This window comes from Glaciimonas immobilis (genome assembly GCF_011947285.1).
Taxonomy (GTDB): domain Bacteria; phylum Pseudomonadota; class Gammaproteobacteria; order Burkholderiales; family Burkholderiaceae_D; genus Glaciimonas; species Glaciimonas immobilis.
Genome location: NZ_JAAOZT010000001.1, coordinates 131,892 through 152,171 on the forward strand (window position 1 = coordinate 131,892; position 20,280 = coordinate 152,171).

General features: G+C 51.1%; 17 protein-coding genes. All 17 read left to right on the top strand.

Annotation, left to right across the window (positions count from 1 at the left end; genetic code table 11):
* Positions 1-243 precede the first annotated feature (243 nt).
* Positions 244-4,971 carry a glutamate synthase-related protein gene (locus tag HAV38_RS00540; RefSeq protein WP_168051380.1) on the top strand — a complete coding sequence of 1,576 codons (4,728 nt, stop codon included), beginning with the start codon at positions 244-246 and terminating at the stop codon, positions 4,969-4,971.
* Between the two features lie 193 nt (positions 4,972-5,164).
* Complete coding sequence (locus HAV38_RS00545; protein ID WP_168051382.1) at positions 5,165-6,628, top strand: glutamate synthase subunit beta; 1,464 nt, start codon at positions 5,165-5,167, stop codon at positions 6,626-6,628.
* Between the two features lie 554 nt (positions 6,629-7,182).
* Positions 7,183-7,986, top strand: coding sequence for an ABC transporter ATP-binding protein (locus tag HAV38_RS00550; protein WP_168051384.1), 804 nt, complete (start codon positions 7,183-7,185; stop codon positions 7,984-7,986).
* Positions 7,983-8,762, top strand: a complete 780-nt coding sequence (mlaE, locus tag HAV38_RS00555; protein WP_168051386.1) for a lipid asymmetry maintenance ABC transporter permease subunit MlaE — start codon at positions 7,983-7,985, stop codon at positions 8,760-8,762. The genes HAV38_RS00550 and mlaE overlap by 4 nt, the downstream gene beginning before the upstream one ends.
* A gap of 159 nt (positions 8,763-8,921) precedes the next feature.
* On the top strand, positions 8,922-9,395 hold the full coding sequence (gene mlaD, locus HAV38_RS00560; protein ID WP_168051388.1) for an outer membrane lipid asymmetry maintenance protein MlaD: 474 nt from the start codon (positions 8,922-8,924) through the stop codon (positions 9,393-9,395).
* Positions 9,392-10,084 carry an MlaA family lipoprotein gene (locus HAV38_RS00565; RefSeq protein ID WP_168051390.1) on the top strand — a complete coding sequence of 231 codons (693 nt, stop codon included), beginning with the start codon at positions 9,392-9,394 and terminating at the stop codon, positions 10,082-10,084. The genes mlaD and HAV38_RS00565 overlap by 4 nt, the downstream gene beginning before the upstream one ends.
* 296 nt (positions 10,085-10,380) lie before the next feature.
* Entirely contained in the window at positions 10,381-11,010 is a 630-nt protein-coding gene (locus tag HAV38_RS00570; protein WP_168051392.1) for an MlaC/ttg2D family ABC transporter substrate-binding protein, read from the top strand.
* Between the two features lie 179 nt (positions 11,011-11,189).
* Positions 11,190-11,495, top strand: a complete 306-nt coding sequence (locus HAV38_RS00575; RefSeq protein ID WP_168051393.1) for an STAS domain-containing protein — start codon at positions 11,190-11,192, stop codon at positions 11,493-11,495.
* Positions 11,496-11,906: 411 nt separating this feature from the next.
* Positions 11,907-12,863 carry an ABC transporter ATP-binding protein gene (locus HAV38_RS00580; RefSeq protein ID WP_168051395.1) on the top strand — a complete coding sequence of 319 codons (957 nt, stop codon included), beginning with the start codon at positions 11,907-11,909 and terminating at the stop codon, positions 12,861-12,863.
* The gene (locus HAV38_RS00585) at positions 12,860-13,615 is read left to right on the top strand and encodes an ABC transporter permease (protein ID WP_168051397.1); all 756 of its coding nucleotides are present in this window, start codon (positions 12,860-12,862) and stop codon (positions 13,613-13,615) included. Before HAV38_RS00580 ends, HAV38_RS00585 begins: the two co-directional genes overlap by 4 nt.
* Positions 13,616-13,848: 233 nt before the next feature.
* Positions 13,849-14,112 carry a BolA family protein gene (locus HAV38_RS00590; protein WP_168051399.1) on the top strand — a complete coding sequence of 88 codons (264 nt, stop codon included), beginning with the start codon at positions 13,849-13,851 and terminating at the stop codon, positions 14,110-14,112.
* 10 nt (positions 14,113-14,122) lie between these two features.
* Positions 14,123-15,373, top strand: coding sequence for a UDP-N-acetylglucosamine 1-carboxyvinyltransferase (gene murA, locus HAV38_RS00595; protein WP_168051401.1), 1,251 nt, complete (start codon positions 14,123-14,125; stop codon positions 15,371-15,373).
* Positions 15,374-15,537: 164 nt separating this feature from the next.
* Positions 15,538-16,191: an ATP phosphoribosyltransferase gene (gene hisG / locus HAV38_RS00600; protein WP_168051403.1), complete on the top strand. Its 654-nt coding sequence runs from the start codon at positions 15,538-15,540 to the stop codon at positions 16,189-16,191.
* A gap of 30 nt (positions 16,192-16,221) precedes the next feature.
* Positions 16,222-17,547 carry a histidinol dehydrogenase gene (hisD, locus tag HAV38_RS00605; protein WP_168051405.1) on the top strand — a complete coding sequence of 442 codons (1,326 nt, stop codon included), beginning with the start codon at positions 16,222-16,224 and terminating at the stop codon, positions 17,545-17,547.
* Between the two features lie 61 nt (positions 17,548-17,608).
* Entirely contained in the window at positions 17,609-18,391 is a 783-nt protein-coding gene (locus HAV38_RS00610) for a DNA-methyltransferase (RefSeq protein WP_168051407.1), read from the top strand.
* Between the two features lie 322 nt (positions 18,392-18,713).
* Positions 18,714-19,310, top strand: a complete 597-nt coding sequence (gene hisB / locus HAV38_RS00615) for an imidazoleglycerol-phosphate dehydratase HisB (RefSeq protein WP_168051409.1) — start codon at positions 18,714-18,716, stop codon at positions 19,308-19,310.
* Between the two features lie 276 nt (positions 19,311-19,586).
* Positions 19,587-20,225: an imidazole glycerol phosphate synthase subunit HisH gene (gene hisH, locus HAV38_RS00620; RefSeq protein ID WP_168051411.1), complete on the top strand. Its 639-nt coding sequence runs from the start codon at positions 19,587-19,589 to the stop codon at positions 20,223-20,225.
* Positions 20,226-20,280 lie beyond the last annotated feature (55 nt).

A 20,280-nucleotide genomic window follows, 5' to 3' on the forward strand; every position in this document is an offset into this window, starting at 1 on the left:
GGGTTGCACCAGAATGATGCATTATCAATCCGATCACAGAAAGATTGCCACTTATTATTAATAGACTTTTGAAGGGGCATTTCTCCCTTATAAATCCGATTAAACCGGATCACTCTGTCCCCAATAAAATATTAACCAAAATAAAGTGTATTTAATGCGACTCTGACCCTAATTATTATGGTTGTGCTGTACCCATCTCTGTTCTATTCTTATACCCTTACTGTTAGAGTGGTGGAGTACGTGATGCAAACAAAGCAAACGCGGCAAGACGGACATGCTGTACCCGCACAAGGTTTATACGACCCAAAAAATGAGCACGATGCTTGTGGCGTCGGCTTCATCGCGCACATTAAAGGCAAAAAAAGCCACTCTATCGTTGAACAGGGCTTACTTATTCTGAAGAATCTGGATCATCGCGGTGCGGTTGGGGCGGATGAACTGATGGGCGACGGCGCTGGTATCCTGATTCAGGTTCCTGATCAATACTATCGCGAAGAAATGGCTAAACAAGGCGTGATTTTGCCGCCTCCGGGTGAATTTGGCGTGGGAATGGTTTTCTTGCCAAAAGAAAATGCTTCACGCATCGCTTGTGAGCAAGAGATTGAGCGCGCAGTTGTATTAGAAGGACAAGTAGTGTTGGGCTGGCGCGACGTTCCTGTCGATATCGACATGCCAATGTCACCAACGGTCCGTGAAAAAAAGCCGGTCATCCGCCAGATTTTCATTGGTCGCGGTCCGGACATCATGGTCACCGACGCCCTTGAGCGCAAGCTGTATGTCATCCGTAAATCTTCTGGTCATGCTATTCAGGCGCTGGATTTGCTGCACGGCAAAGAATTCTTCGTGCCGTCCATGTCAGCGCGTACCGTCGTCTACAAAGGTTTGTTGCTGGCAACGCAAGTCGGCGTGTACTACAAGGACTTGCAAGATCCGCGCTGTATTTCAGCATTGGCGCTGGTCCATCAACGGTTTTCTACCAATACTTTCCCTGAGTGGCCGCTGGCTCACCCGTATCGCCTGATTGCCCATAACGGCGAGATCAACACCGTTAAAGGTAACTTTAACTGGATGCGCGCACGCGAAGGCGTGATGAAGTCCAATGTGTTGGGCGACGATTTGCAAAAGCTGTTCCCGCTGATCTATGAAGGTCAGTCTGACACCGCCTGTTTCGATAACGCGCTTGAGCTGTTGCTAATGGCGGGCTACCCGATTGCGCAAGCGATGATGATGATGATTCCTGAGGCGTGGGAAAACCACACCACCATGGACGAAAATCGCCGCGCCTTCTATGAATACCACGCTGCAATGATGGAGCCATGGGACGGTCCGGCCGCAATGGCGTTTACCGATGGTCGTCATATCGGCGGTACTTTGGACCGTAACGGTTTGCGTCCTGCCCGTTATATCGTCACCGATGACGATCTGGTGGTGATGGCATCCGAGTCTGGCGTTTTGCCGATTCCTGAGTCCAAGATCATTCAGAAATGGCGTTTGCAACCGGGCAAAATGTTTTTGATCGATCTTGATGCAGGTCGCATCATTGACGACAAAGAATTAAAAGACATGTATGCCAACGCCAAGCCATACAAGCAATGGATTGAGTCGGTACGGATTAAACTTGACGCGTTGAAAGAAGAGCCAGCGCAATCTGGTTCAATGATTCCGCTGCTGGATCGTCAGCAATTATTCGGCTACACGCAAGAAGATTTGAAGTTCCTGATGTCGCCTATGGCCGCCAACGCGGAAGAGGCTATCGGTTCGATGGGCAATGACTCGCCGCTGGCTGTCATGTCTAACAAGAACAAGACGCTGTACAACTACTTCAAGCAGTTGTTCGCGCAGGTCACCAATCCACCGATCGATCCGATCCGTGAAGCGATGGTGATGTCACTGGTGTCGTTTATTGGACCCAAACCGAATGTGCTGGATACCAACAACATCAATCCACCGATGCGTCTGGAAGTGTCGCAGCCGATTCTGGACTTTTCTGATATTGCCAAATTGCGTAACATCAGCGCGCACACTGGCGGCAAATTTAAATCGCATGAATTGAATATCTGCTATCCGGTTGCATGGGGCAAAGAAGGTATTGAAGCGCGTCTGGCATCGTTGTGCGCCAAGGCCGTGGATGCGGTTAAGTCAGGTCATAACATTCTGATTATTTCGGATCGTAAGGTCGATGCGGAACAAGTCGCGATCCCTGCGTTGCTGGCAACCTCGGCGATCCATCAACATCTGGTCAGCAAGGGTTTGCGCACTTCTACCGGCCTGGTGGTTGAGACCGGCTCAGCACGCGAGACGCATCACTTTGCGTTGCTGGCAGGCTACGGCGCGGAAGCCATTCATCCGTACCTGGCAATGGATACGCTAAGCGAAATGGCCCACGGTTTGCCGGGTGCGTTGTCGCCAGAAAAAGCGATCTACAACTTCCAGAAAGCCGTCGGCAAAGGCTTGCTGAAGGTGATGTCGAAGATGGGTATTTCGACCTACATGTCGTATTGCGGTGCGCAGATTTTTGAAGCCATCGGCCTCAACAAAAACATGACCGACAAGTACTTCAAAGGGACTTCATCGAACGTTGAAGGTATTGGTGTATTTGAAGTCGCAGAAGAAGCATTACGTCTGCATCGCGCCGCGTTCAGCAACGATCCTGTGCTGGCAAATGCGCTGGATGCAGGTGGCGAATACGCGTACCGGATTCGTGGCGAAGAACATATGTGGACCCCGGATGCGATTGCTAAATTGCAGCATTCAACCCGCTCCAACAACTTCAACAGCTACAAAGAATACGCGCAACTGATCAACGATCAAACCAAGCGTCACATGACGCTGCGTGGCTTGTTTGAATTTAAGCTCGACCCAAGCAAGGCGATTCCGCTCGATGAAGTCGAATCCGCCAAAGAAATCGTCAAGCGTTTTGCGACCGGTGCGATGTCGCTGGGTTCGATCTCAACCGAAGCGCATGCCACGTTGGCAGTTGCCATGAACCGTATCGGCGGCAAGTCGAATACCGGTGAAGGCGGCGAAGATGTGAATCGCTATCGTCAAGAGTTAAAGGGGATTCCGATCAAGCAAGGCGATACGCTGGCGTCCGTGATTGGTCGCGAGAATATCGAAGTCGATACACCGTTGCTGGCCGGTGATTCGCTGCGCTCAAAAATCAAACAGGTTGCTTCAGGACGATTTGGTGTGACTGCTGAATACCTGACTTCTGCTGATCAGATTCAGATCAAGATGGCGCAGGGTGCCAAGCCGGGCGAAGGTGGTCAGTTGCCGGGCCATAAAGTATCCGAGTACATCGCAAAATTGCGTTTCTCGGTACCGGGCGTGGGTTTGATTTCACCACCGCCGCATCACGATATTTATTCGATTGAAGATTTGGCGCAACTGATTCATGATTTGAAAAACGTCAATCCAAAAGCATCGATTTCAGTCAAGCTGGTTTCTGAAGTAGGCGTTGGAACGATTGCTGCCGGTGTCGCTAAAGCCAAGTCCGATCACGTGGTCATCGCAGGTCACGACGGCGGTACTGGCGCATCGCCATTGTCGTCGGTCAAGCATGCCGGATCACCATGGGAACTAGGTCTTGCCGAGACACAGCAGACACTGGTACTGAATGGTTTGCGTAGCCGTATTCGGGTGCAGGCCGATGGTCAGATGAAGACCGGCCGTGACGTCATTATTGGCGCATTGCTGGGTGCTGATGAGTTTGGTTTTGCGACCGCGCCGCTGGTCGTTGAAGGCTGCATCATGATGCGCAAATGCCATTTGAACACTTGCCCGGTCGGTGTGGCGACACAAGATCCGGTATTGCGCGCCAAGTTCTCAGGCAAGCCGGAACACGTGGTCAATTTCTTCTTCTTTATTGCTGAAGAAGTACGTCAGATCATGGCCCAGCTTGGTATTCGCAATTTCAACGATTTGATCGGACGTTCAGACTTCCTCGATAAAGCTAAAGCGATTTCGCATTGGAAAGCGCAAGGTCTGGATTTTTCGCGGATTTTCTATCAGCCAGCACTGGCCGAGGGCGAGGTGTATTACCACACCAAAGAGCAGGATCACGGCTTAAACAAAGCGCTGGATCATAAGTTGATTGCGCAAGCCAGAGCCGCGATTGATAAGGGTGAGCGCGTGTCGTTCATCTCGCCGATCAAGAACTTGAACCGTACTGTCGGTGCCATGTTGTCCGGTGAAGTCGCCAAGAAATACGGTAACGACGGCCTGCCGCACGACACGATTCACATCCAGTTGCAAGGTACTGCCGGTCAATCGGCTGGTGCGTTCCTGGCGCACGGGATTACGCTTGATCTGGTCGGCGAAGGTAACGATTATGTCGGCAAGGGCCTGTCGGGCGGGCGCATTATCGTGCGTCCAAACACTGAATTCCGGGGCCGCGCAGTCGATAACATCATCGCCGGTAACACCGTCTTGTACGGTGCGACTGCTGGTGAGGCTTTCCTGAACGGCGTAGCAGGTGAGCGCTTCGCGGTGCGTAACTCGGGTGCCCTTGCAGTTGTCGAAGGCACGGGCGATCATGGTTGTGAATACATGACAGGCGGCACAGTGGTGGTGTTGGGTGAAACCGGCCGAAATTTTGCCGCCGGTATGTCGGGCGGTCTGGCGTATGTCTACGATCCTGATGCGCAGTTTGCGGCCCAGTGCAACATGTCGATGGTCACGCTAGAAGTCGTCCTGAGTCAGGGCGAGCAGGAAGCGACCATCGAGCGCGCGATCTGGCATGCGACTACCCGTAACGATGAACCGCAAACGGATGAAGTGATTTTGAAAGGCTTGATCGAGCGCCACTTTAAATACACAGGTAGCACCCGAGCGCGTTACCTGCTGGATAACTGGGTCGTTTCGCGGGCTAAATTCGTCAAGGTATTCCCGACCGAATATAAGCGCGCCCTGGGTGAATTGAACGCTGCGAAAGTCGTCGCGCCAGCCGCCAAGGAAAAAGTCGTCGCTTAATCGCCTCGTCACTGAACTTCGCTGAATGTACGGTTGGTGTTGCGCTGGCTCTTGTATTTGGGTCAGCGTTTGCCAACATAACGATATCGATTTACTATGCGCCTCTCGCAACCAGTACTTAGCCATATGGCCTGAAAAGACCGGATGGTGTGACTGAATGCAAGGGGCGAGTAGCTAAGAATGTGAGTGGAAAATGGGTAAAGTAACGGGTTTTATGGAATATAGCCGCATGCCTGAGACGTATGAGGCACCGCTGGCACGCAAAAAGCATTACAAAGAATTTATCCTGCAATTGGGCGACAAAGAAGCTAAAGTGCAAGGTGCGCGATGCATGGATTGCGGTATTCCATTTTGCAACAATGGTTGTCCAGTTAATAATATTATTCCCGATTGGAATGATCTGGTGTACCGCGGCGCGTATCAGGAAGCACTGGATACCTTGCACTCGACTAATAACTTCCCGGAATTCACCGGTCGTATTTGTCCTGCACCGTGCGAGAGCGCGTGTACGCTCGGGATCAATGATGATCCTGTGGGCATTAAATCGATTGAGCATTTCATCATTGACAAGGGTTGGGAAAACGGATGGGTCGTGGCACAACCGGCGCTAGTGAAGACCGGTAAAAAAGTTGCCATAGTTGGCTCCGGTCCTGCAGGTTTAGCCGCTGCACAGCAGTTGGCGCGGATCGGACACGACGTGACGGTATTCGAAAAGAGCGATCGTATCGGTGGCCTGCTGCGTTACGGTATTCCTGATTTTAAGATGGAAAAAAGCCATATCGACCGTCGCGTCGCACAGATGGAAGAAGAAGGCGTCGTTTTCCGTACCGGTATTTTGGTCGGCAAGGATTTTCCATCGAATGTGAATAACTGGGCCAAGAAGACGATTTCGCCAGAAGAACTCAAGGCCGAATTCGATGCGGTCGTGATTGCAGGCGGTGCCGAGCAGCCACGTGACTTGCCTGTGCCGGGCCGGGAACTGAAAGGCGTACATTTCGCCATGGATTTCTTGCCGCAACAGAACAAGATCAATGCTGGCGATAAAGTAAAAGATCAAATCCTGGCTGGTGCCAAAAACGTGATCGTCATCGGTGGTGGTGATACCGGTTCGGATTGTGTCGGTACTTCTAATCGCCAAGGCGCAACGTCGGTATCACAGTTTGAGTTGATGCCAGAACCACCAGAGAAAGAAAACAAGCCGATGGTATGGCCGTACTGGCCGATCAAATTGCGCACATCGTCTTCACATGAAGAAGGTTGCGATCGCGATTGGGCTATCGCGACCAAGCGTCTGGAAGGTAAAAACGGCAAAGTTGAAAAATTGATCGCTGCGCGGGTCGAGTGGAAAGACGGCAAAATGCAGGAAGTGCCGAATTCGGAATTCGAAATGAAAGCGGATCTGGTGTTTTTGGCAATGGGATTTATCTCGCCTGTCGCACAAGTACTGGAAGCGTTTGGCGTGGATAAAGACGCACGCGGTAACGCCAAAGCAACAACCGATGGCGAGGGCAGCTATAAAACCTCGGTCGATAAGGTTTTCGCAGCGGGCGATATGCGGCGCGGGCAATCTTTGGTCGTATGGGCAATCCGCGAAGGCCGTCAATGTGCGCGCGCCGTCGATGAGTTCTTAATGGGCGCTTCGGTGCTGCCGCTGTAACAGTGAATGTCTATGCCGACCCCGCCACGTACATGTATTGATGTCGGCGCTGGTTCAATGGATTAAAAGATAGCAGGAGGGCATATAACAATGCTCCCTGTTTTTTTTTGGGGAAAGTTTGCCGCATTAATCGACCTGGCGGGGTTGTACTTTCCTTGCTACGTAAGCGGCCCGATCGCGATAAGCTCATATCGCCGGCGTCGGAGGATAGGAAAGACAGTTGAGGAGGCATTTTTCAAGTCACGTAGAATGACAATCGCAATGCAGCCACTTAGCTAACGAATAGTCGAGGGTAGGGGTGTAGAGGATTGTAATTGCTGCAATATTTTAGCGATTCATTTGAAATTCATCGTATTGCAATCCGGAAATAAAAATACCAAAAAGAAAAATGCCGGATAAAATAACGCGGTTTTGCGAAGAATTGGCAAAATATCATGTGTACTTTCAGGCGAATTAAAGATGGTTTTTCAGGAGTGAGAACAATATGTCACTGGTTTATGAACAATTGTTGCAAGTGCACTACAATATCGCCTTTGATATGAACGGTGGGCTTTGTGGGTAATATTGTCGAAATCCGCGATGTGGCTTTTAGTTATGGTGATCGGATGATTTTGTCATCCCTTCGGATGGACTTCCCACGCGGAAAAGTTACCGCGATCATGGGTGGTTCCGGTTCCGGAAAGACCACCATTTTGCGTTTGATCGGCGGCCAGTTGCAACCGAAGACGGGAACCGTTGTCGTCAATGGCGAGGTGGTGTCCCAGTTGAAAACCCCGGACCTCTACGCGATGCGGCGTCGCATGGGGATGTTGTTCCAGAACGGCGCATTATTCACAGATCTGACCGTATACGAAAACGTAGCCTTTCCAATACGTGAGCACACGGACTTGCCGCCTGAACTATTAAATAATCTGGTGTTAATGAAATTGCAAGCAGTCGGGTTACGTAATGCAGCACAATTGATGCCTTCCGAAATATCCGGCGGTATGGCACGACGCGTCGCATTGGCGCGGGCGGTGGCTCTGGACCCGTGTCTGGTGATGTACGATGAGCCTTTTGCGGGATTGGATCCGATTTCCATGCGCGTTACCGCTTCGTCGATTCGTAAGCTCAATGATGCGCTGGGGTCAACTTCCATTGTGGTGTCGCATGATGTCGATGAATCCTTTGCGATTGCAGATTATGTTTATTTTCTGTCGCAAGGCAAAATTGTTGCCCACGGCACCCCTGAGCAGATGCGCGCATCCTCTGACCCATTCGTGAAGCAATTCGTCTACGCCGAAGCCGATGGGCCGGTGCCTTTCCATTATCCAGGCAAATCTTTTGCAGCGGATCTTGGGCTGGAGAAGCGATCATGATGGGGAACCTATTTGGTGCAGTGGGGACCCATGTGCGTGAAGGTCTGGCTGGCATTGGCAAAGCCGGGCGGATGTTTTTTGCCATTTTGCGCGTCTCAGGAGGACTTTTTAAACGCCTTCGACTAATTACCGACCAGATCCATTTCATCGGCAATTATTCGATGGTAATCATCGGTATCTCAGGTCTTTTTATCGGTTTTGTATTGGGCTTGCAGGGCTATTACACACTGAATAAGTACGGATCGGAGCAGGCGCTAGGCTTATTGGTAGCCTTGTCGCTGGTGCGTGAACTGGGTCCCGTGGTAACGGCATTGCTATTCGCTGGCCGTGCTGGAACCTCGCTCACCGCCGAGATCGGATTGATGAAAGCAGGAGAGCAATTGGCGGCGATGGAAATGATGGCGGTCAATCCGATGCAGCGCGTGATTGCGCCTCGCTTTTGGGCTGGTATATTCGCCATGCCGCTGTTGGCAGCAGTATTTAGTGCGCTCGGTATTCTGGGCGGGTACGTAGTCGGCGTGCGCTTGCTCGGCGTCGATGAAGGCGCTTTCTGGTCGCAAATGCAGGCTGGTGTCGATGTGTGGCAAGACGTAGCAAATGGCGTTCTTAAAAGTATTGTGTTTGGTGTCGCGGTCACATTTATAGCGCTATATCAGGGTTATGAGGCAAAGCCAACGCCGGAAGGCGTGGCTCGCGCCACGACGCGTACCGTTGTCATTGCGTCATTAACGGTCCTCGGCCTGGACTTCTTGCTAACCGCGCTAATGTTTAAATAAACTTCCCCAATCACAAAATGCGCCGGTGCCGGTGTGGTTATTTGATCACGCTTTGACCACGCTTTAGTAATGCATTTTGTGCTTTGATACTTTTTAGTAGTACCTATGGCAGTATTGAAGCGAAATGACGCTTCGTCTGGCATTCTTGAGGTGATAAATATGCAACAAAAATCGGTAGATGTTTGGGTCGGTCTGTTTGTGATATTCGGTGCGCTGGCGTTGTTCTTCCTCGCTTTTAAAGCCGGCAACCTTGGCGGGGCTTCGTTTCAGGCAAGTTATCCTGTGATTTCCAAATTTGATAATATTGGCGGTTTAAAGCCGCGCGCCGCAGTCAAAAGTGCTGGCGTGGTCGTTGGTCGGGTGGGCGCGATCAATTTTGACGATAAAAACTTTCAGGCGGTCGTCACATTAAACATGGACGAACGCTATAAGTTTCCAGTGGATAGCTCAGCCAAAATTCTGACAGCAGGATTGTTGGGCGAGCAATATATTGGGATAGAAGCGGGCGGTGATTCCAAGAATCTGGTCGCTGGAGAAAATATAAAAATGACACAATCGGCTATCGTGCTTGAAAATTTGATCAGTCAGCTTATTTACAGCAAGGCAGCGGACGGAAAGGATAGTTCGCAATGAAGACCATGACGCGCTTGAGCGCTTTAGCAGTTGTTGTGACACTCAGCGGCTGCGCCACCACTGGCGGCGGCAACCCACAGGATCCGCTTGAGGGCTTTAACCGGGCCATATTTACGGTCAACGATAAATTTGACCAGGTTGCATTGAAACCGGTAGCAACCGCCTATAGAAACTACTTGCCGTCGTTCGTCCAAACCGGCGTTAATAATTTCTTCGGCAACCTCTCCGATGTCTGGAGTGCTGTGAATGGTTACTTGCAGGGCAATGGCGTGGATGGCACCACCGCGGTAATGCGCGTGGCTGTCAATACGACTTTTGGCCTTGGCGGTTTGCTGGACGTTAGTTCCGCTGCCGGCTTGCAAAAAAAGAACAAGGATTTTGGTCAGACATTAGGTAAGTGGGGCGTTAGTTCCGGTCCGTATCTGGTCTTGCCGCTATTCGGGCCGTCGAACATCCGCGATGCATCGGCGCTGCCGGTGGACCTTTATGGGGACATCTGGTCCTATAAGTATCCTGTGCGCTGGCGCAATACGGGCGAGCTGGTGCGCCTGGTTGACAAGCGTGCTAACTTATTGGATGCATCCGGTCTGCTTGAAGAGGCAGCATTAGATAAATATGAATTTGTGCGCGACGCCTACACACAACGTCGCCAGAGTCAGATTGACGGACCCTCTAAAGACGCGGATTAAATACAAGGGGATGCACCGTGTCGCGGGGACAGATGTAAATAGTTGTAAAAGATCTCCGGATTTGACGTGCTGGCAGCAATGATTAGTATGTTGACGCCATCCTGACAGGAACAAGTTGAAAAATTCGGCGTCATACAAATGTTGCACATACGGATATGTTAAGCGTAACAAAGCCGTTTAGAAGGTGTTATCGCTTTTTGGCTTATCTGTGACTTGCTGCGGCAGGCCTGAGCCAAACGTGCTGATTGCACTTAACAGTCCGCCATTTACCTCATCTTGCGAAAAGTTATTACAACATGAATACTCTAAAAAAATATCTTGCCGTAGCCCTAACCTTTAGTGCTTTGTCATTTGCCGGTGCGGCCATGGCGCAAGAAGCGCCGGATGTGCTAGTAAAGCGGATCAGTCAGGACGTGATTGAATCCGCCAAAGCCGACAAGGGCATTCAAGGTGGAAACCAGCAACGAATCCTTTCTCTGGTCGAAGAAAAAATTATTCCGTTTGTGGATTTTGAGCGCATGACATCGCTGGCAGCGGGCCGTTTCTGGCGCGAAGCCACCCCAGAACAAAAAAAGCAGTTGACTACGCAGTTCCGTAGTTTGCTGGTTTATACCTATTCGGGTGCATTGGCGCAAGTACGTGATCAAAAAATTGACTTTAAGCCAATGCGTGGAGCGGCAACCGATACCGAGGTGGAAGTGCGTTCTCAAGTGATTCAACCGCGCGGCGAGCCGATTCAATTGAACTACCGTATGGAAAAGCTAGGCGACGGCTGGAAGATTTATGATGTCAACGTGTTAGGCGCCTGGCTCGTTGAGTCATATAAGGGCACCTTTGCTTCTGAAATTAGCCGCTCAGGTATCGACGGTTTAATTAAGACGCTAGCGGATAAGAACAAAGGCCGCGCAGATAAGGTTGGTAAGTAATCGTTCTTAGTTCTTACTAACCAAATTAATGCAACTTAGTTCTTACTAACCAAATTAATGCAAACAAGGCGCCTCCCGGCGCTTTGTGGCTGTCGGATTTTAAATTTTCCGGTAGGTGATAACGCTTTAACTAGTTATTTACGCATCACTTTGTACTCAAATATTATTGATTGATCATCATGTTCAGGCCATCTCATTCTCTTACTGTCGGCAATGCCAAACTCGCTCTCGAAGCAGGACTGAGGGCGATTGAGGGCGGCGAAACCGAAATCGATTTCGGCGATGTGGTGGCAGTTGACTCTGCCGCCGTAGCGACATTGCTTGCATGGCAATGTGCGGCACTTAACCAAGGTCTCTCACTGCATTTTTTTAGCTTGCCTGCCAATCTGGAAAGTTTGATTGATTTATACGGTGTCTCCGATTTATTATCTGGCGTGACTCAACCGGACCTGGACGCCCCTGAGTCCAAGCCGCAGCATCACTGATCTTGTTGAATGGCTCGTTAGTGCGTTGCCCTCTCCTTAGCTTTTTTCCCGTTTAAATTCCTGACCTGTGGCGTTCGAAAGCGTCGTTCTTTAAGGGGCGTCTCTGCTGCGACAAACTTGCGACAAACGGCGTTCCTTAGTCAACATAGGGCGATGAAGGTCGCTCCCCGACTCTGAGATGGTGTTGAAGCCATGAGGAACGGGAGCGTCGATTCAACCAAACCGCCCTTGAGTCAATAAAATCGCCCTAATTCATAAAGCAAAAAAGCGTATCCTCCCTCCTTTTTCGTTCCGGTTTGGTGCCAATAACGGTAGTGGTTCTGGAAATCCCCTATAATCGAGGGTTTCGCGTTCCGCAATATTATTTGCGGCAACAGGCGCGCTATCCTTTTTTAAAGCAAATCAGCCACTATGGCGGCCATACAAATTACGAACGTTAAAAAACGTTATCAGTCGCTTCAGGCGTTAGATGACGTTTCTCTCACTATCGAAGAGGGTGAATTTTTTGGTTTACTTGGGCCTAACGGCGCTGGCAAAACTACCTTGATTTCGATTATTGCTGGCTTGAACCGGGCGGATTCCGGCAGTGTTAAGATTCACGGTCATGATGTTATTAGTGACTTCCGAAACGCACGCAAAAAGCTTGGCGTCGTGCCGCAAGAATTAGTTTTTGATCCATTTTTCACCGTACGGGAAACATTGCGTTTGCAATCAGGTTATTTCGGCCTGAAAAATAACGATAAATGGATCGACGAGGTGATGGAAAACCTCGATTTGACCAGCAAGGCCGACGCCAACATGCGCACGCTTTCCGGCGGTATGAAAAGACGCGTATTGGTAGCGCAGGCTCTGGTGCATAAGCCGCCGGTGATCGTGTTGGATGAGCCGACAGCCGGTGTGGACGTTGAGCTACGCCAAACCTTGTGGAAGTTCATTTCTCAATTGAACCGCGATGGTCATACCGTGGTTTTGACGACGCATTACCTCGAAGAAGCGCAGGAGCAGTGCAACCGGATTGCGATGCTTAAGCGCGGCAAAGTTGTCGCACTGGATACAACCGCTGGCTTGCTCAAGCGTATTTCTGGCTCACAGTTAATCGTGCACCTGCTAGCCGGGGTCGCGTTGCCTGAGACGCTGTGTCCACTGGTTCTTCAGGCGGGTAGCAATGAAGCCGCAGGTAAATTTGCGTTACGCGTCACGGCGTTTACCGATGTCGAGCCGATTCTGGCCACGTTGCGTCAGACGGGTGTAGTCATTGATGACATGTATTTACAACAAGCCGATTTGGAAGATGTATTTTTGCAGATTATGGACGGTAAAAGCGTGGACGGTATTAGTGTTGGAACAAGTATGGGCGGTGCCCGATGATTGGTTTTCAGACGCTGTTTTATAAAGAAGTACTGCGCTTTTGGAAGGTCGCCACACAAACAGTCGGCGCGCCGATTTTAACCGCGATGTTGTATTTGTTGATATTTGGTCATGCTTTAAAGGGCCACGTGCAAGTGTATCCGGGCGTAGAGTACACCGCGTTTCTGGTGCCGGGTCTGGTGATGATGAGTGTATTGCAAAATGCATTTGCCAATACGTCGTCCTCGCTGGCGCAATCTAAAATGACGGGCAATCTGGTATTCGTCCTGCTGCCGCCGCTATCTCATTGGGAATTGTTCGGTGCTTACGTGCTGGCCTCGATTGTGCGCGGCGTTGTGGTTGGGGGCGGCGTGCTGCTCATCACTGGATTTTTTGTTGATTTGTCATTTGTTGCGCCATGGTGGATCATTATTTTTGCGATACTGGGTGCGGCGTTTTTAGGTACGATGGGATTAATTGCGGGCATTTGGGCGGATAAGTTCGATCAGTTAGCAGCGTTCCAAAATTTCCTGATTATGCCCGCAACATTTTTGGCTGGCGTGTTTTATTCGATCCATTCGTTGCCACCGTTTTGGCAGGCCGTCTCGCATTTCAATCCATTCTTTTATATGATTGACGGCTTCCGGTACGGATTTTTTGGACAGTCGGACATCAATCCGTTAATCAGTCTGGCGATCATTTCGGTGTTTCTGTTGGCGCTGGCAACGATAGCGGTGCAAATGCTGAAGCAGGGTTATAAGTTGCGTCATTGAGGTGAGCATTGAGGTGCGTATGAGTTGGCAGTTGCAACTAAAGAATAAATGGCAATTGCAGGCAAGCAGTAGTCTCATGCGGTGTTGGTATTTGTACGAGATTGCGTTACATCGCTACGATCTTGGGTAGATGATCAATAGATCACTATTCAGATCGCCAGGGTTGAACCACCGATGATGATACTCGGTGTTATCACTTAATTAATGCATTATTAAATCAGGCAGGTTTTATTATGTTTCCTACACCGGAACTCGTTAAAAGTTATATAGCTGACGGTCTCACCTGTTCGCACCTGGAAGTCGAAGGCGACGGCCAGCATTTCACAGCGGTGATTGTCTCGGAAGCCTTTGCCGGGCAACGCCTGATTCAGCGGCACCAGATCGTCTACGCCGCATTGGGTGATCGGATGCGCGAAGAAATCCATGCGCTTTCGATGAAAACCATGACCGCTGAAGAGTTCCAAAAAAAGAGTGCATCGGCCTCTGCTCAAAGTTAAAAGACTAAATATGGATAAACTATTAATTCAAGGCGGTAATCGCCTCGCCGGTGAAATCGTTATTTCGGGTGCCAAAAACGCCGCGCTGCCGATTCTGTGCGCCGGTCTGCTGACTTCTGATCAGCTTGAACTGCGTAACGTACCGAATTTGCACGATGTCTCGACGATGCTGAAGCTGTTGAGTCAAATAGGATTAAAGTCCGTCAAAGAAGGCCACTCGGTCATCTTGCAGGGCGACGCTATCACCAGTCTGGAAGCGCCGTACGAGATGGTAAAAACCATGCGCGCGTCGATTCTGGTGCTGGGGCCAATGCTGGCACGATTTGGTGAGGCAAGAGTATCGTTGCCCGGCGGTTGCGCAATTGGTTCGCGCCCGGTTGATCAGCACATCAGAGGCTTGCAGGCGATGGGTGCCGAAATCAACATCGAATCCGGTTACATTCATGCCAAGGCCAAGAGATTAAAAGGCGCGCATATCGTGACCGATATGATCACTGTCACCGGCACTGAGAATTTGCTTATGGCGGCAACGCTGGCAGACGGTGAAACCGTCCTTGATAACGCCGCACGTGAGCCTGAAGTAACGGACCTCGCCCAATTGCTGGTGGCAATGGGTGCCAGGATCGAAGGCATCGGTACCGATCGTTTGGTGATTCAGGGCGTAGATAAATTGCACGGCGCCTCACACTCGGTGATTGCTGATCGTATCGAAACCGGTACCTTCTTGTGTGCGGTAGCAGCAACCGGGGGCGATGTCCTGTTAAAAAACACGCGTAGCCACACGCTGGATGTCGCGCTCGACAAGTTGCGCGAAGCAGGCGTTATTTTGACTTCGGGCGATGACTGGATCAGGGTGCAGATGGCAGCGCGACCGAAAGCGGTGAGCTTCCGTACGACAGAATATCCAGGATTTCCGACTGACATGCAAGCCCAGTTTATGGCGATGAACCTGATCGCTGACGGCACTAGCCATGTGACTGAAACAATTTTTGAAAATCGCTTCATGCACGTCCAGGAAATGAGCCGTCTGGGTGCGTCTATCGATATTCAGGGAAATACTGCGATGGTCAAAGGCGTTGATAAACTGTTCGGTGCGCCCGTAATGGCGACTGATCTGCGCGCCTCCGCATCGCTAGTTATCGCCGGTTTGGTTGCGCAGGGTGAAACACTGATTGAACGCATTTACCATCTGGATCGCGGTTACGATCAGATGGAGCGCAAGTTATCGGCAGTAGGTGCCAAAATTGAACGCGTGAAATAAGTCGATGGCATTAGTCAACGCTATTAGTCAACGCTATTAGTGAACGTTATTAGTGAGTGTAATAGTGAGCGCAACTGTCGAGGGTGCAAGCCAACTGTACAAGCCAACTGTACAAGCCAATCGTATAAGTCAATCTTCGGGTTGGCAATGACTGAGAGAAGCAAATGAGTCAAAAATTAACCCTGGCATTGTCCAAGGGGCGCATCTTTGAAGAGACCTTGCCGTTATTGGCGGCTGCTGGCATTGTCGTTATGGAGAATCCGGAAACGTCGCGCAAGTTGATCTTGCCCACCAACGATCCGTTGGTCAATGTCATCATCGTGCGCGCTTCCGACGTGCCAACCTACGTCCAGTACGGCGCTGCCGACTTTGGCGTGGCCGGCAAGGACGTGCTGCTTGAGCATGGTGGTGAAGGCTTGTATCAGCCGATTGACCTGAATATTGCAAAGTGCCGCATGTCGGTTGCTGTATCGGCAGGTTTTGATTACGCCAGCGCAGTGCGTCACGGCGCACGGTTGCGTGTTGCAACCAAATATCTGCTGACCGCGCGCGAACATTTTGCGGCCAAAGGCGTACACGTTGACCTGATTAAGCTGTATGGCTCGATGGAGCTGGCACCCTTGGTAGGCTTGGCCGACGCGATTGTCGATCTGGTCAGTACCGGCAGCACACTACGCGCCAATCATCTGGTCGAAGTTGAGCATATTATGGAGATATCCTCACGATTAGTCGTTAATCAGGCTGCGTTGAAGCTAAAGCATAAGCAGCTTCAACCCATTCTGGAGGCGATTCAGGCAGCAGCCACCAGAATTACTTGAACCATCATAATTTCTACAGCAATCAAGATCATGCCCATTAAAATCAGAAAACTGAACGCTAGCGATGCCGATTTCCAGGCCCAACTTTCGGCCCTACTGGCGTTTGATGCGAGTGAAGACGATGCCATCGACCAGTCTGCAGCGCAGATTCTGGCCGATGTTAAGGCACGCGGCGATGCGGCAGTGCTGGATTACACGCGGCGATTTGACCGGTTAGACGCGGATACCGTTACCGCGCTGGAAATTGGCCAGGATGAATTGCAGGCAGCATTGTTGCAATTGGCGCCAGAGCGCCGTGCAGCGTTGCAAACCGCCGCTGATCGCGTACGCGCCTATCACGAACGCCAAAAACAAGAATGTGGTTCCGACGGCTTTAGTTATACCGAAGCCGATGGCACCGTGCTGGGCCAAAAGGTTACGCCGCTAGATCGCGTCGGTATTTATGTGCCGGGCGGCAAGGCCGCTTATCCCTCATCGGTGCTGATGAATGCGATTCCGGCCAAAGTTGCCGGCGTACAGGAAGTCATTATGGTGGTACCCACACCAGATGGCGTCAAAAACGAATTAGTGTTGGCCGCGGCCGCTATCGCTGGCGTGGATCGGGTATTCACTATAGGTGGCGCGCAAGCAGTTGGCGCGCTGGCTTACGGCACGGCCACTATTCCGCCGGTCGATAAGATCGTCGGGCCGGGGAATGCGTATGTGGCTGCCGCCAAGCGTCGCGTGTTCGGCACCGTCGGCATCGACATGATCGCGGGACCCTCCGAAATCCTGGTGATTTGCGACGGAACGACCGACCCGGACTGGATCGCCATGGATCTGTTCTCGCAAGCGGAACATGACGAGTTGGCCCAATCAATTTTGTTATGCCCCGATCCTGCCTATATCGATCAGGTCGAAGCCAGCATCAATCGTCTGCTGGCGGGTATGCCGAGACATGACATTATTCGTACCTCGTTAACTAATCGCGGCGCGCTGATCACAGTGAGGGATATGGCCCACGCCTGCGATATCGCCAATTTGATCGCCGCCGAACATCTGGAAATCTCCGCCGCGGAGCCGCAGCAATGGGCTGATCGTATCCGTCACGCCGGTGCGATGTTTTTGGGTCGCTTCTCTTCGGAGGCATTAGGCGATTATTGCGCCGGCCCCAATCACGTTCTGCCAACCTCGCGTACTGCGCGCTTTTCTTCGCCGCTGGGTGTCTACGATTTTCAAAAGCGTTCGAGCATGATTTTTATCAGTGAGGCTGGCGCGCAAACGCTAGGCAGGATTGCTGCTGAACTGGCTTACGGCGAAGGTCTTCAGGCGCACGCACGTTCAGCCGAATATCGTCTGAACAACGACGCTAAATGATCCCGCTTTCAGGCAGGTCCAATGCGCGGTGCAATGGGACTGCTGCTGTCCGGTCGCTGATATGCTGAGCTGGCAAAACCAAATATTCGGCGAGGACGCGTTGCAAGGACTGGCGCGAATTCCCGATGGCTCGGTAGACCTGTTACTGGCCGATCCGCCTTACGGGTTGGGCAAGGATTACGGTAACGATTCCGATAAGCTTGAGATGTCCGCGTATTTACGCTGGACCGAAGAGTGGATCGACGCTGCGTTACCGAAGCTAAAACCCAACGGTAGCCTGTATATTTTTCTGACCTGGCGCTACTCGCCGGAAATATTTGTCATGCTCAAACAGCGCATGATCATGCTTAACGAGATTATCTGGGATCGCCGCGTACCTTCAATGGGTGGCGGCACCCGGCGCTACTCTTCGGTGCATGACACTGTGGGGTTTTTTGCACTCGGGAAGGATCACTATTTCGATCTCGATGCAATTCGGATTCCGTATGACGTTGAAACCAAGAAGGCACGTAGCCGTTCCATTTTTGTCGGCGCAAAATGGCTGGAACTGGGCTATAACCCCAAGGATGTCTGGAGCGTATCGCGATTGCACCGTGAACACCGCGAACGTGAAGATCATCCTACCCAGAAGCCACTTGAAATTATCGAACGCATGATCAAGGCGTCATGCCCGCCGGGAGGGGTTGTATTGGACCCTTTTATGGGCAGCGGCACGACTGCGGTCGCGGCCCGACGCTGTGGACGTAACTTCGTGGGATTTGAATTGAATCCCGAATATTGCACGTTGATAGCGCAGCGACTGGCACAACTTGACGTGACATCCGAAGCACCAGCGTCCGTATGAAGTTGCCCCGGTGATATGCGGGCGTGGGGCTGCTGCGCCGAAGAATGCAGTCTTTGTTGATAATCTGCTGTCAATCGAACCTGGCGTCCAAATCCCGGTAAAATGGGGCGCATATTCCGAATAGGGAAATCGGGTACTTTTCAGCTAGCGCGACTATGAGGTGATTGCGTCCTGACCCTCTTATGGTGGTGGCGTGACGGTAACCGTATTTGATCAGTACAAGTTTCACGTATGGTCATGCAGGTCCGGTCTCCCTCCGGTTTTACCCTATTCTTAATGCCCCAAAAGGGCCTTTTATCGTAACCTTGGTCTCAATTTGAACATGTCTACCGCCCGCACCGCATCGATTACTCGTAACACCAATGAAACGCAGATTCGCGTCGCTATCAATCTAGACGGCACCGGTCAGCAAAAGCTGAACACCGGAGTACCTTTTCTTGATCATATGCTGGACCAAATTGTGCGTCACGGCCTTATAGATATTGAAGTCGAGGCGGTCGGCGACCTGCATATCGATAACCATCACACGGTGGAGGACGTCGGGATTACATTAGGACAAGCTTTTGCCAAGGCAATCGGCGATAAAAAAGGGATTCGTCGCTACGGTCACGCTTACGTGCCATTGGACGAAGCGCTGTCACGTGTAGTCATCGATTTTTCCGGTCGTCCAGGCCTGGAGTTTCACGTGCCATTTAAACGTGCAATGATCGGGTCATTTGACGTTGATTTGACACACGAATTTTTTCAGGGCTTTGTCAATCACGCGCTGGTTTCATTGCATATTGATAATCTGCGCGGTGATAACGCGCATCATCAATGTGAAACCGTTTTCAAGGCGTTCGGCCGGGCCTTGCGCATGGCGACGGAACTTGACCCACGCTCGGCTGGCACGATCCCGTCGACTAAAGGTAGTCTCTAAGCAGGTTAAGTCGTTTTTTGCACTGCCCTTTGCCACCTGTAGTTATCGGTTATTGCTTACTGGCTATTAATTGTCAGATACTACTTACCTTATTAACGCGGAGTCGACGCCTCCGGTGTTGAACGTAAAGCACGCAGGCTGATAACGCGTTTCTAACAAGTTACTGCTCTTACGCTAATAATATTGTCAGTATTCTGGTCCCCGGAGAACCTGGCAGGTTTTAAATGTTGCAAGTGCGCTCATTAGCCGCTTCATCGTTCGTATTTACTTTTTATTATGAAAAAAATTGTTATAGTTGATTATGGTGTCGGTAATTTGCGCTCTGTAGCGCAAGCGTTGCGTCAGGTGGCCCCAGAGGCCGACGTGCAAATATCGGGTGAAGTCGCTGATATTCATGCGGCTGACCGAATCGTACTGCCCGGCCAAGGCGCGATGGAGGATTGCATGCGCAGCTTACGTGACTCTGGTGTACAAGAGGCGGTAATGCTGGCGGCACGCAACAAACCGCTTCTGGGCATCTGTATAGGCGAACAAATGTTGTTTGACTGGAGCGAAGAAGGCGATACGCCGGGCCTGGGTTTGTTGCCAGGTAAAGTCGTTCGGTTCCGTCTGGACGATCAATTGCAAGACGATGGATCGCGCTTTAAAGTGCCGCAAATGGGTTGGAACCGTGTGCGGCAGTCGGCGTCTCATCCGCTCTGGCAAGATGTGGCGGACGATGCTTATTTCTATTTTGTGCATAGTTATTACGCGGTACCTGCCGATCCAGCCCACACGGTAGGAGAAACACATTACGGCGCGCCATTTAGCTGTGCAGTCGCGCGTGATAATATTTTTGCGACGCAGTTTCATCCGGAGAAAAGTGCCTCCGCCGGACTGCAGCTGTATAAGAATTTTGTTCACTGGAATCCTTAAGCGCGTGGCGCTGACCAGTGTATGTTTGTCGGTTAAGCTTAGTCTTCGTTTGTTT